Raw genomic sequence first — 13381 nt, 5'->3', positions numbered from 1 at the left:
GAAAATTATTTTTGATGACTATCTACCCAAATGGAATTATCGTGCAGTTCCGACTATTTAGCAGACGCTAAAGTTATTAAATTTTCATTCCTAAGTGTAAACATTGCGATCGACCTTGCCCTAGCTGTTAGGTTAAACTGAACAATGTAATTGGAATCACTTGTTAGTTCTGATTTAGATCACTTGCTCGCTGGACTGTTCAGAGGAAAATAAAACTGTACGGAGTTCTCCGACCTACTATGCAAGCAACTCATGCTATTCGTCAACTTGTAGAAAAAGCCCTCTACATTAAGCAGTTGACACCTGACATTGAAAACGAAATCAACTACGAGCTCACCCGTTTGGGGTACATCTCGGATATTGATTATGAGGCTTTAGAGTTATTAATGGATGAAATGGATGCTGGCCGGGTGCAATTGGTATCTACCTGTGGATAGTTGCAACGGGACGACCAGTCAATATCAAAGAGGGGAAAAATCCTTGCACGCTGGGAAATAGAGGAGTGTGAGAAGCCTTGACCCCAGCAGAATATTTTCCAAATGAAGCAGCTAGTTACTGAACTTGAGATTTGAGGAGCTACTGTTAAGGGCGATCGTCCCTGCACCTGCGATCGAAAGCAAAAAATTTTGACCTAAATTAAATTTATAACTTTAGAGGCTTGACAAATTAGTTTTAATTGTGATTAATACTCAGGCTTAATGAAGCAGCTAGTTACTGAACTAGAGATTTGAGGAGATACTGTTAAGGGCGATCGTCCCTGCACCTGCGATCGAAAGCAAAAAATTTTGACCTAAATTAAATTTATAACTTTAGAGACTTGACAAATTAGGTTAATTGTAATTAACACTCATACTTGCTGTTAGCAGACTCAGGTAGAGGCAGGTTTTTTTTTACAACAAGCATTTTTTAGGAGTGAGAGGGAGACGGTCGCAGACGGACAGTAAATGCAAAACTGAGATGCTCCCGGTTTTTTTGTGCTGAGATACTTGATTGGTAATTGGTAAGCAAGTTGAGCCATTACGCACCCTACGAACTAACTTGAAAAAAACATTTTTCGCCCGGATGCTACGATCGCTCAAATGCAAGAAAATTCATGTGTAGTTACGACATCCGTCATCGCGGAGTCAATCTAAAATCTAAAATCTAAAATCTAAAATCGTTCGATCGCGCCGCCAAACTTTGCACCACCGCGACCAACTCAACAGGCTCGATCGGCTTGGACACGTAAATTTGAAAACCTTGCTGCAGCGCCCGTACCCGTTCCTCTACCCTACCAACCGCCGTGAACGCCAACGCCGGAATTTCCCTGTCCGCCACGAGCGATCGTACTTGCGGGAGTAGAGCCTCTCCATCAGGGGCCTGCATCTCGATATCGATCGCCAACACATCCGGATTCAGCCTTTCAATCGCCTCCAGGGCTTCCATTCCCGAGCTAGCGGTCTCCACCAGGGCCCCGCAATCTTCGAGCACTGTACAAGCCAAATCCAGGCAATCCGCGTCGGTATCGACCACCAACACCCGCAATCCAGAAAGATTGCTGCTGACAAAAGACTTATTTACACGGGCTCGCGCCTTGCTGTGAGCAACCGCAAACTCCTCTGGCCCGGAAACAGAAAATCCGCAGTCGCCATTTGGCTGTTTAATTGGCAATCTCACCAAAAAGCTCGCTCCTTGTCCCTTCCCGGCCGATTCCGCTTGCACCGTCCCCCCGTGCATTTCCACAAAATGGCGCACTAGAGCCAAACCCAAACCCAATCCGTTGTACGATCGCTTTGTAGAACTGTCAGCTTGGCTGAACCGATCGAAAACGTGGGGCAAAAACTCTTCCGCAATCCCTTGTCCGGTGTCGCTGACCTCAATTTCCACACTAGCGAGCGACAAATTTGTACAGCAAGCGGAGTCCTCAGGGGCGAGCGTCCCCTCCAGCTTCCGCACCGCCACCCTCACCTGTCCGCCATCGGGAGTAAACTTAATCGCATTCGACAGCAAATTCCACGCTACCTGTTGCAAGCGGCCGGCATCGCCAAAAATCCGCCCCGCAGTTGTGTCGAAATCCGTCACAATTGCAATATTTTTTGCCCCAATCGCGGGTGCGAGAGTATGGAGCGCAGACTCAACAGTCGAAATCAAATCAACCGACCGCAAATTCAGCGACAGTTTGCCGGTAATAATCTGCGACACGTCCAACAAATCCTCGATCAGAGTTGCCAGCGATCGCGTATTGCGGTCGATCGTTTCCAGAGCCCGAACAGTCGTTTTTTCGTCAAACTTGCGGTTTCGCAGCAGTTGCGCCCATCCCAGCATCGCATTCAGCGGCGTTCGCAATTCGTGGGACAAAGTTCCCAGAAATTCGTCTTTAATCCGGTTCGCCCGCGCCAATTCCTGGGCTCGAGCTTGCAGTTCTCTTTCCAATTGCTTGCCAACGGTCAAATCGAGAATAAAAGCCACAGATTCTTGCCGTTTTTTGGCCAGCAAAACATATCCGATCAACACCGGAATCCGACTGCCGTCTCTCCTCCAAAATTCCTTTTCGTAAGGAGTGCAAGCCCCCGTTGCTTGTGCCTCTGCAATCCCCTTCTCGTCGAGAGAGAGGTACTCCGGCGGCGTGATGTCAATCCAGTTTAATTCCCCGCGCTGCAAGTTTTCCCGCGTGTAACCAACTATCCGCAAAAATTCATCGTTAGCCTCCACGATATTGCCGTTAACATCTCCGAAGATAATTCCCATCAAGTTAGCTTCGGCCAACATTTTCAGCTTTTCTTCGCTAGCTTTGAGTGCAGCTTCTGCTTGCTTGCGATCGCTAACGTCTTGGATGTAAGCCGACAAACCAGAATCGGAAGGATAAAAACGCACCTTCAACCACTTATTCCATAACGGCACGAATTCTTCATACTCGACCGTTACCTTTTCTGCTAATGCTTTGCCAGCCATTTTGTTAAACGGTAAATCGATCGCCCAGGGAAATATCTCCCAAACATTTTTACCGATCAGTTCGGCTTCTGACTTGCCTAAAAGCTCCAGAGCTTTGTGGTTGACATAGGTGTAGTTCCCCTTTAAATCGACCGCGATAAAAGCGTCGGTAATGCTTTCGAGAATGTTAGTAATTCGATCGTTTGCCGATTGCAGCGCTTTAGCTGTTTCTTCTGCTTGCTGGCGAGCTGCTTGTTCGCGCGACAAAGCGGCAGCGCGTTCTTGTTCTGCAAGTTTTCGATCGCTAATATCGATGTAAGAACCGATGTAACCTGCAAAAGTGCGATCGGGCCTGTACCTAGGTACGCCCGTACCCAAAACCCAGCGGTATTCCCCGTCATAGCGCCTCATGCGGCATTCGATCCGGTACTCGGTGCGATAGTCGAAAGCTCTCCGGTAAATATCCCGACATTCTGGCAAGTCATCGGGGTGCAAGCTTTCCATCCAACCAGTGTCCCTTTCTTGCGCCAAAGTTCTACCGGTAAACTTCAGCCATCCTTTGTTAAAGTAATCGCCAAGTTGGTCAGTGTCCGACATCCAAATCATCACCGGCGCGGTATCTGCCATAATCCGAAATCGAGCTTCGCTCTCCTGCTGCTGTGCTTCGGCTTGCTTGCGGTCGTTCCGTTCTTGAACTTCCCGCAGGGCCCGCTGAATCGACGGCACCAGGCGTATCAAACGGCGTTTGAGAACATAATCGGTAGCGCCGCTTTTCAAAGTTTCTATCGCCACTTCCTCGCCCAAAGTAGCCGACACAAAAATAAACGGCACTCCCGGACAAGTAGCGTGGGCGATTTCCAGCGCTTCTTCTCCGCTAAAACAAGGCAACATATAATCTGCCAAAATAATGTCAAAATAGTGTTTTTTCAGCGCGTTAGCAAAGTCTTCCCGAGTTTCCACACACAGCAGAGAAAATTCGATTCCGCCATCTATTAGATATGCCTCAATCAGTTCGGCATCTAGGGGACTGTCTTCTACTAAGAGGATATTGAGCTTTTTCACAAAAATTCCTTTTATTTAAATATTAGTTCTCACACAACCCCCTCTGGCAGCTACTTGTTAAGTGCGATCCACAAAAGTATTGCGTGTTAAATTGCCTAAAAAAATGTAAAAATCCATTGTTTCATCAGTTAAGCATTCACATTTCAATCATAGCTTCTAATCAAGTCTTTTGCTACTTGCAGCAAGGTTAATCTCTGGTCTAACTTGATTGCCTATCGCCCTTGCTTTTCCTTAACTTTCACCTGCTTTCAATCACTCCACACCGCTGTGGCCTTGCTTCTTGCCAGCAGTTTAACCATACCCTGTCAAACAAATAGTCTCGCTCTTACTGCTAGAAACAACTAGCTATTTAGTAATTTATCTCGCTTACTGCTAACTACTGCTACCTCGTTTGGCAGATTATTTTTTTGTAGTGAGTCCCGAGTTACTTCTAAATTGCTTTGCCACTCCTCTAAAGCTTAAATTCGCTTTAATTCTGCCCTTATATCCTTAATTTCGATCGATCCCTTCAAAAAAGTGAAAGTTGCTGGTGTGTCTGCTTTACTTTTTGCCGGATTTGCCTACAATGCAACAGTTGAAACCGGGCGAACATTTGGCTTGTCGATCGCCTTCGTTCGTCAAAAATCACTCTTTGTATAGTGAAAATTGTACTCGCATTGCATCTGTCCAAAGATATATTTTTGGATAAACATTAAACTCACCCTGCATAGATTCCGCTGAATTCGGTAGAAAGAAGTGTTACCCGGCATAAAATATGAGAAAGCTCGATCGAGCAATTAATTTCCGACAGCAATCACAGAAAATTTCCTCTGGACTCGCTACACTTGCACACCCAGGTAGCCTCTGACCGATCGGCTTATTGGTTGAGCCAGAGCCAAACTGTCTTAAAATATACAATACGGTGAGCTGCTGCACAGCCCGCATATATTAAAAGCAAGCGCCAACTTGCAATAATTCTTTAAAATATAGGTACAGCACCGGCGATCCTGAACTCTTCCCCGTCAAAAAGGGTAGGGTTTCGCACAATTGAAGACGATCGTCTATGGTGACTTGCAGTAAAGCCCGTGCAGTTGCTTTAGTCTCAGGTTTATTCAGGTTATTGGCAACCAGTTACGAGGAGATTTGACCCGCCGTGCTCCAACGCATCAAACAAGACTTAAAAAACGACCTGATCGCAGGTCTACTGGTAGTGATACCGTTAGCTACCACCATCTGGCTGACAATTACCGTCGCCAGTTGGGTCATCAATTTTCTCACCAAAATTCCCAAGCAGATCAACCCTTTTGACGGACTCCACCCGATTTTGGTGAATCTGCTAAATCTATTAGTAGGGCTGGCTGTACCCCTGCTGAGCATCTTAGTCATCGGTTTAATGGCCCGCAACATTTTCGGCAAGTGGCTGCTAGACTTTGGCGAACGGCTGTTGCAGGCAATTCCCCTAGCCGGTTCGGTTTACAAAACTCTCAAACAACTGCTGGGAACCATCCTCAACTCAAACGACAAATTTCGCCGCGTGGTGTTAGTGGAATATCCCCGGCGGGGAATCTGGACTTTAGCATTTGTGACCGGTACGATCGAGACTAACGATATTCCGCCTCACCTGTCCGGCGAAACCCCGATCGGCATTTTCATCCCTACCACTCCCAACCCCACCACCGGATGGTACGCTATAGTCCCGGAGGCAGATTTAGTCAATTTGTCAATGTCGATCGAAGATGCCTTTAAAGTCATCATCTCCGGCGGCATCGTCAACCCCAGCAACTCAGTTCCAGTACCCCCCGAAAACATTAAGGGCAAAACACTCGAACCCTTGGTATCCGAATCAAGATACCAGGCTGTCCCAGTCGAAGAAGACTAAACCAAGACATCTTTATTCGCCCGTAAAGCCGTGTAAACTTTCCCCTTAGCAGATAATCTTTGGACAAAACCAGCCCAAACCGAGACAGCCTACATTCAGAAACCCGGTTTCGAGCATAAATCTGGGGTTTGACAGCGAAGTATCTGTAAACAACCCGCCGCTGGCGAGTCAGAGGGCTGGTCTTGTACCGCTTTTAGTTTAGTTTTCTGCTAAAGTCCAAGTCGGCGCGCCATCGAAAAACTTCCTAAATTCTCAATTCCTATCTAAAAACTATGAAAAAAGCCCGCGAAACAGCACGCGAACTCGCACTCCTCGGCATCAGCCAACTGCCGACGAATCCAGAACTCTTAGAAGCCAAGAAACTGCAAGATGTTCTCCTTGCCGCCATCCGCGCCCTGACAACAGAAGTTCAAGAAGCCCTAGAAACAGCAGCATCCGAAGTGCAGCGGAGTAGCGACAAACTGCTTGCCAGCGAAATCCGCGCTGCCGATATACAAAGTGCTAGAACAATGGTGCGGGAAGCAGTCGAACTCACCCAAACCGCAATCAACCGTCTCGGTTCAGCAATGGAGTTTCCAGAACTGATCCAGCTAGCCAACCAGCAAGATGTCCGGACCTATGCTTTGCAAATCCTGACGAAAGTGAGCGCCAACCGCGTTCAAATTGACGAATTGCTCTCGGAAGCGCTGGTAGACTGGCAAATAGAACGCTTGGCCAGGATCGATCGAGATATCATGAGAATCGCGATCGCCGAAATCCTATATCTCGGCCTAGCCGAACAAGTCAGCGTCAGCGAAGCCGTCCAACTCGCAAAACGCTACAGCGGTGACGAAGGACATCGCTTCATCAACGGAGTCCTCCGCCGAGTAGTCGATAAAATCAATGCAGAAGTTGTTAGTCCGTAGTCCTCAATCATCAGTCAATAGTCTGTAGGGTGCCCTTCCGGCCGCGCACCTTACTTACCCCGCAGTCTGTAGGGTGCCCTTCCGGCCGCGCACCTTACCCAGAGTCATGAGCAATCGGCAATCACACCAATCAGCAATCGGCAATCGGCTCTAAACTAGGGACTGATAACTATATTCGCAATTTCCTATGGTATTTAATTGGTTTCGTCGCCAGTACAGCGAAAGCAAATCTTCTGAAACAGAGGCAACCCCCGAACAGCCGCCAGATGAGCCGGCAAAATCGGCCTCGGTTGAGCCTCAAACAGATGCAACAGAGCAAGGCTCTCCTGCTGTAGCCGAAGATTATCTCAACTGGGCCAAAGCTGCTTACAAAAATATTCAAAAACAGCAAAAACCAGAAACAGAAGTTTCCGAGACAGCAGCGCCCGAGGTTCCAACAGCCGAAACAGAAATCGCGACAGTTCCAGAAGTTGCAGAAGCGCCGACTATTGAAACAACCGAGGCGATCGAACTCGAACCAGCACCCACAGCACCAACTGTTGCAGAAGTTCCAGAAGTGGCAGAAGCTCCAGTAGTTGAAGCTACCGAGGCGGCAGGAATCGATGCAGCTAACCCAGTAGAAATTGCCGAAACTCTGCAACAAACAGCCGGGACGATCGATATTGCACCTATTGCTCAAAAATTAGAAGTTACAGCAGAAAATATAGAAATTGCCGAACCTGCAACGGAGGTTGTAGAAACCGAATCACTCGTATCTGAGGGCGAAGCAGCGGAAGCCCTGCCGTTTTGGGCAAGAGCTCAGGCCGATCGCATGGAGCGCATCGAACGCCTCAAAGAAACCGCAATTGAAGAACCAGAGGCAATTGCAGCCGCCGCCGAGAGAGCGGCAATTATCGAAGAAATTCCCGGTTTCGCCTTTGACGAAGGCTTCCTGTGGTCTTCAGAAATCTTAGCCAGTCAAGGCCGCCGGCCAGACCAAGTATCCGTTGAAGAAATCACTTGGCTGCAAAAACTGCGGAAAGGCTTAGAAAGAACTCGCCGCAGCTTAATTAATCGACTAAAGGCGATCGTCGGTCAAGGCCCGCTCAATCAAGACGCGGTAGCCGAAATTGAGACTTTGCTGCTGCAAGCCGATGTCGGAGTCGCAGCCACCGACATCATTATCAGTCGCCTCCAAGAAAGACTAAAACAAGAAGTGCTACCGCCAGAACAGGCTCTAGCCTACCTCAAAACCATCCTGCGCGATATTCTCGACGCTCCCTGTGCCGAAACCGCCGCAGGCAATCCAGCCTACAGTCTGACATTTGCCCCGGAAAAAGACACCTTCAATATCTGGTTGATCGTAGGAGTCAACGGTGCGGGCAAAACTACGACGATCGGCAAACTTGCCCATATTGCCCAAAAATCCGGCTACAAAACTCTAATTGCTGCCGCCGACACTTTCCGCGCCGCCGCCGTCGAACAAGTGAAAGTTTGGGGTTCCCGCAGCGGCGTCGAAATTATTGCCAACCCAGGGAAAAATACCGATCCGGCTGCTGTCGTCTTTGATGCGATCGCCGCCGCTAGCGCCCGAGGCACAGAACTGCTGATCGTAGACACCGCAGGCCGCCTGCAAAACAAAAAAAATCTGATGGACGAATTAAGTAAAATCCGTCGCATAGTAGATAAGAAAGCCCCAGGCGCTACCGTAGAATCTCTACTGGTCTTGGATGCAACACTGGGTCAAAATGGTTTGCGACAGGCAGAAGTATTCGCAGAATCTGCCAAATTAAGCGGAGTAGTATTGACAAAGCTCGACGGTTCTGCTAAAGGTGGTGTTGCCCTAGCAGTAGTGCAGCAGCTTGGTCTGCCAATCCGCTTTATAGGAGTAGGGGAAAGCATCGAAGACTTGCGTCCGTTTTCTAGTTACGAATTTGTGGAAGCCCTACTCGATTTTAGATTTTAGATTTTAGATTGATGAGGCATTGGCCAACCGCTCCCATTTTTTGGAGGCGGACACAGAGCTTCAAAATCTCAAATTATTAACCTCAAACTAGCATCGCAGGACTTGCGCCGATCGCCACGAGCGATCGAGTGAAAACTAAATATCTAGAAACAATACCTTAGTTCTGTTATTGCTTGGTTGGGTTCAAACCGCCAGCCCAAACAAGTGTGTCAAATTAAGCTCAAATGTGTAGTATCAGTAGGCTGTCTGATTGCACTTTCTTCCCGATCTCCCTGGCGCCCCCCTGATAGTCGGGTGGGACAGGAAATGGTCAAAGTCCCCCTTCTTTTTAAGGGGAGCGGCTGCGGTCTTGGTCCCGCCCAAGTAGAGCCAGCAGCGTGGATTTAGGGGGTATCTAGACTCAGCTACAAACGAGATTTCTTAAGAATTTTAGACTTAAGTTTATACCAATGTCCTAGTGCCCAACTTACTCGATCGAACCAAACTACTTGCTCGAAAAAAAAACGGGTTTCTGTTCAAGTGGCCCGTAAGTCCTCAATCATTCCTCCCTCTAACATCGAAAATCACAAATTAAAAATGACTGCTGTGCCTTTGCCTCGCCCCTCACCTCAACCTGCTGACCGCCCTCCTGGTCGCAATTCTACCGACGCGACGCCAGTATTTGCCCTCAAAGAACTGGTGGCGCGCTTGCACCGATACCAGCACAACGTTCAAGATATGTTGGGCTCGCTGGGATTTGCCCTGCGCAGTTTTAACAATCTCAACCAATTTTTGGAGTTAGTGCCTTTGGTGGCCACTCGCGTTACTGACGCCGACGGGGGAGCTTTAGTGCTGTTCAAACCCAACGGTCAAGTCAGGTTCCAGCAGTTGCACTGTCAGGAAGGACGGCAGTGCCAAGATATGCGAAAAGCGCTGGAAATAGCCACCAGGCAAGCTACAGCAGGTGCGAGCGCTAATGCTGCATCTTATTCGGAAACCTCTGGGCAAACCTCTAGTCTCGACCTACAAGTCGGCCGTTATTTGGGCCCGGATGTTCATTTGTTTGGGGCGCCAATTTTAGTCAAGAATTTGGAACGGGGACGGCTTTATGTTTTTAGCAGTGACCCGCAATATGTCTGGACTCCCAGCAGACAGAAATTAGTTCGGTTGGTGGCGGATCAAACGGCCGTGGCGATTTGCAAAGACGAACTTACTGTTAAGTTGGCTGAAAAAGACCGCTTAGACAGAGAGTTAGAAATCGGGGCGGAAATTCAATTGCGGCTGCAACCCCGCAGTTGTCCGAAAATTCCCGGCCTTGACGTAGCCGCCCGCTGCCAAACTGCTAGCAGAGTTGGCGGAGATTATTATGATTTTATTCCCGCTGACTATGACCCGATCGGCAAAGAGGATGAGGGGGAACACCCCCCATCCCTGATTAAAAATCTCAAGTCAAAAATCGACAAGGGCCGCTGGAGCATCGTAATCGGCGACGTGATGGGCAAAGGAGTGCCGGCTGGCCTGCTGATGACGATGACACGGGGTATGCTGCGGGCCGAGGTTTTGAACCGCCACTCGCCTGCGAGAATTTTGCAACATTTAAACCGGGTAATGCACGCGGATTTGGAAAATTCCCACCGTTTTGTGACTCTGTTTTATTCCGAGTATGATCCGAAAACTCGCGTTTTGTCTTACAGCAATGCTGCTCACCACCCGCCTTTGCTGTGGCAAGCTGCAACTAATACGATTCTTCAGCTCGATACTTTGGAGGGAATGTTAATTGGCCTGGATGCTGATTCTCAGTACCAAGAAGCCCAAATTCAATTGCAGCCAGGAGATACTATTATTTATTACACAGACGGATTTACTGATGCTGCTAATCAAAGGGGCGATCGGTTTGATGAGGATAACTTGACCTCGGCTTTTCAGTGGGCTTGTCAAAATTATCAGCACTCTGAAGAAATTTTGGATTATTTGTTCGATCGGGTTCACCAGTTTATCGGCATCGGCAATCGTAATGAAGATGACATGACACTGGTTGTACTTAGGCTAACACCTTTAGCAGGAGAAAATCACCATGATAGTTAATTTAATGCCGGAAATTACTGCTGGATTAATCAACTCGATTAATTGGCAGGATGCTGCTCACGTGTTAGTTTTGAAATCTCATTTGAGTTCGACGGTGGTTTTGGGTCAAAGCTACGACATTTTTAGCAATTTCCAGAAAGCTTGGAACCATTTTGTTTCGACTGGTCAAATAGGAGCTTTTTTTATAGGTATTTTTGTTGGCTGGTTCATTAAAGGGATTATTCCTTAGAGTTCTTGTCGAAGCAGGTATCGGGAACGGATTTAAAAGGTTTGTAGCCACAACTTAACTTTTTTCTGATGCAGCAAAAGTTTCACAATTTTGTAGTCAAGACTTCAGTTTTTTCTGGTCAATAGATGTATAAAAAGTTTGCAGTCAGGACTTGAGTTTTTTCTTGCCGAATTTGGATGGAGGGCTAAAGTCTTGGCTACCAACCGGAGGAAGGACTAAAGTCTTTGCTACAAATCGGTTTTTAGAGACTTCTGCAACAGAGATATAATCTAGTTTTAGCTTGAGCAATGACAACACAACAAAAAACTTGGAGTCAAAGATTTGAATCGGCGCTGCACCCGGCGATCGCCCGATTCAATGCTAGTATTGGCTTCGATATTGAATTGATTGAGTACGACTTGACTGGTTCTGTCGCTCACGCTAAAATGCTGGCAAAAACGGGGATTATTTCCGCAGCAGAAGGCGAACAGTTAGTCAATGGTTTGGAACAGATCCGGTCCGAATACCGCCAAGGACTTTTTGTTCCGGGAGTTGAGGCAGAAGACGTTCACTTCGCTGTAGAGAAGCGGCTGACGGATATCGTGGGAGATGCGGGGAAAAAGCTGCATACGGCCCGATCGCGCAACGACCAAGCAGGTACGGATACTCGGTTGTATTTGCGCGATCGCATCGCAGAAATTCGCGAGCAATTGCGGGAATTTCAAGGGGTTTTGCTCGATATTGCCGATCGTAACGTGGAAACTTTAATCCCCGGTTACACTCATTTGCAGCGCGCTCAGCCGATCAGTTTGGCTCATTACCTGTTAGCTTATTTTGAAATGACAGATCGCGATTGGGAACGTCTCGGCGATATTTGCAAGCGGGTGAATGTTTCGCCTTTAGGTTGTGGCGCGCTGGCGGGGACGACTTTCCCGATCGACCGAAATTATACGGCAGAACTCTTGCAATTTGACAAAGTTTATGCTAATAGCTTAGATGGAGTGAGCGATCGAGATTTTGCGATCGAATTTCTAGCTGCTGCCAGCTTGATTATGGTACACCTGAGCCGCTTGTCAGAAGAAATGATTTTGTGGTCTTCTCACGAATTTGGATTTATTACGCTCAAAGATAGCTGCGCTACTGGTTCTAGCATCATGCCCCAGAAAAAAAATCCCGACGTGCCGGAGTTGGTGCGGGGCAAAGCGGGGCGGGTGTTCGGTAACTTGCAAGCCTTGTTGGTAGTAGTGAAGGGACTTCCTTTGGCCTACAACAAAGATTTGCAAGAAGATAAAGAAGCTTTGTTTGATACCGTGAGAACGGTACAGGGTTGCTTGGAAGCAATGACGATTTTGCTGCGGGAAGGAATCGCGTTTAATGGCGATCGCCTCGCCGCGGCAGTTACGGAAGACTTTTCTAACGCTACAGACGTAGCCGACTACTTGGCCGCCAAAGGCGTTCCCTTCCGCGAAGCTTACAACCTAGTCGGCAAAGTCGTCAAAACTTGCCTCTCGGGGGGCAAACTCCTCAAAGATTTGACACTTGAGGAGTGGAAAGATTTGCACCCTGCGTTTGAGACAGACATTTACAGCGCGATCGCACCTCAGCAAGTGGTGGCGGCTCGCAATAGTTACGGGGGTACCGGGTTTGAACAAGTGAGAAAATCACTTATCGCTGCGCGCGATCGGATCGCCTAAACATCGTTGAATTATTGGACAAATTCCGGGTGGCTATCTCTCCTTAAAACGATCGTGTTGTCCACTCTGGTTCTAAGTTCGGCAGATAGCCTCAGCAATTAATCTTCAGCAGCAGCCATGTCTTTGTCTCTGCCGCCGCTCATGGCGCCCATGCCACCGCCGTTGCCACCGTCAAATCGCCTTCTCTTGTTGGAGAACATATCTTGATTTCTCCGCTTGCGAAACTTGCGAGCGTATGCTTGATTTCGTTGTGCCTTCTCTTTCTTGAGATTGCGGCGCTTAGCCATTCTGACCTCACTAATAAACATTGACTGTCCCCGGGCTTTCACGCCCGGGGATTCTTAAGGTTGACACTCTGTGCACTCTTGGTGACGGAGATTCTTGGTTCAGCGAAGTCACTTGCTTGCGACTGGATTTCTCCAGCCTAAGTAGAGGTGTTTTCTCCCCAAGCGTAAATTCCGGTATGTCCTACCGTACTCGATCAGTTCTCTTTATGTAGTTAGGTTTTGTTCAAATTTAGCTTTCCTAAACCGCAACACCGTTAGGTGTGACTACGCACTCAACTAATCCAGTTAAGTTTTTACGTTGTCTAGTTATACTCAATTTTAGACCGATGACGATCATAGCACACCCGGCACAAGACCCCGAAAAAAGAACACGGGGATTCAAGTCGCTGGGAATCCGGGCCCGATGGGACGCAATGTTTTCGATCTTCCAGAAGATTTCTATAAACTC

At 48.0% G+C, this 13381-nt stretch carries 9 protein-coding genes; 7 read left to right on the top strand and 2 right to left on the bottom strand.

The window, feature by feature from the left end; all coding sequences use genetic code 11:
- Positions 1-239 precede the first annotated feature (239 nt).
- On the top strand, positions 240-437 hold the full coding sequence (locus E5S67_RS04710) for a hypothetical protein (RefSeq protein WP_172185910.1): 198 nt from the start codon (positions 240-242) through the stop codon (positions 435-437).
- A gap of 706 nt (positions 438-1143) precedes the next feature.
- On the opposite strand, the gene E5S67_RS04705 is transcribed toward E5S67_RS04710, so the two are convergent.
- The gene (locus E5S67_RS04705; RefSeq protein WP_172185909.1) at positions 1144-3972 is read right to left on the bottom strand and encodes a PAS domain S-box protein; all 2829 of its coding nucleotides are present in this window, start codon (positions 3970-3972) and stop codon (positions 1144-1146) included.
- 1132 nt (positions 3973-5104) lie between these two features.
- On the opposite strand from E5S67_RS04705, the gene E5S67_RS04700 reads away from it, so the two are divergent.
- From E5S67_RS04700 to argH, 6 genes are all read left to right on the top strand, one after another.
- Positions 5105-5830, top strand: coding sequence for a DUF502 domain-containing protein (locus E5S67_RS04700; RefSeq protein ID WP_172185908.1), 726 nt, complete (start codon positions 5105-5107; stop codon positions 5828-5830).
- Between the two features lie 272 nt (positions 5831-6102).
- Entirely contained in the window at positions 6103-6735 is a 633-nt protein-coding gene (gene nusB, locus E5S67_RS04695; protein ID WP_172185907.1) for a transcription antitermination factor NusB, read from the top strand.
- Between the two features lie 187 nt (positions 6736-6922).
- Complete coding sequence (ftsY, locus tag E5S67_RS04690) at positions 6923-8680, top strand: signal recognition particle-docking protein FtsY (RefSeq protein ID WP_172185906.1); 1758 nt, start codon at positions 6923-6925, stop codon at positions 8678-8680.
- A gap of 576 nt (positions 8681-9256) precedes the next feature.
- The gene (locus E5S67_RS04685; RefSeq protein ID WP_172185905.1) at positions 9257-10744 is read left to right on the top strand and encodes a GAF domain-containing SpoIIE family protein phosphatase; all 1488 of its coding nucleotides are present in this window, start codon (positions 9257-9259) and stop codon (positions 10742-10744) included.
- Positions 10734-10973, top strand: a complete 240-nt coding sequence (locus tag E5S67_RS04680; RefSeq protein WP_172185904.1) for a hypothetical protein — start codon at positions 10734-10736, stop codon at positions 10971-10973. Before E5S67_RS04685 ends, E5S67_RS04680 begins: the two co-directional genes overlap by 11 nt.
- 287 nt (positions 10974-11260) lie before the next feature.
- Positions 11261-12646, top strand: a complete 1386-nt coding sequence (gene argH, locus E5S67_RS04675) for an argininosuccinate lyase (protein WP_172185903.1) — start codon at positions 11261-11263, stop codon at positions 12644-12646.
- Positions 12647-12744: 98 nt separating this feature from the next.
- On the opposite strand, the gene E5S67_RS04670 is transcribed toward argH, so the two are convergent.
- Positions 12745-12933 (bottom strand): hypothetical protein, encoded by a 189-nt coding sequence (locus E5S67_RS04670; RefSeq protein WP_006632360.1) that lies wholly within the window; start codon positions 12931-12933, stop codon positions 12745-12747.
- Positions 12934-13381 lie beyond the last annotated feature (448 nt).

Origin of the sequence: Microcoleus asticus IPMA8, from assembly GCF_013179805.1 — a bacterium.
Lineage (GTDB): Bacteria > Cyanobacteriota > Cyanobacteriia > Cyanobacteriales > Microcoleaceae > Microcoleus > Microcoleus asticus.
This window is presented reverse-complemented; position numbering and strand designations above follow the sequence as displayed.

Coding starts and splice junctions, on each gene's coding strand:
- E5S67_RS04710 (WP_172185910.1), top strand. CDS start 240: ATGCAAGCAACTCATGCTATTCGTCAACTTGTAGAAAAAGCCCTCTAC.
- nusB (WP_172185907.1), top strand. CDS start 6,103: ATGAAAAAAGCCCGCGAAACAGCACGCGAACTCGCACTCCTCGGCATC.
- ftsY (WP_172185906.1), top strand. CDS start 6,923: ATGGTATTTAATTGGTTTCGTCGCCAGTACAGCGAAAGCAAATCTTCT.
- E5S67_RS04685 (WP_172185905.1), top strand. CDS start 9,257: ATGACTGCTGTGCCTTTGCCTCGCCCCTCACCTCAACCTGCTGACCGC.
- E5S67_RS04680 (WP_172185904.1), top strand. CDS start 10,734: ATGATAGTTAATTTAATGCCGGAAATTACTGCTGGATTAATCAACTCG.
- argH (WP_172185903.1), top strand. CDS start 11,261: ATGACAACACAACAAAAAACTTGGAGTCAAAGATTTGAATCGGCGCTG.
- E5S67_RS04670 (WP_006632360.1), bottom strand. CDS start 12,933: ATGGCTAAGCGCCGCAATCTCAAGAAAGAGAAGGCACAACGAAATCAA.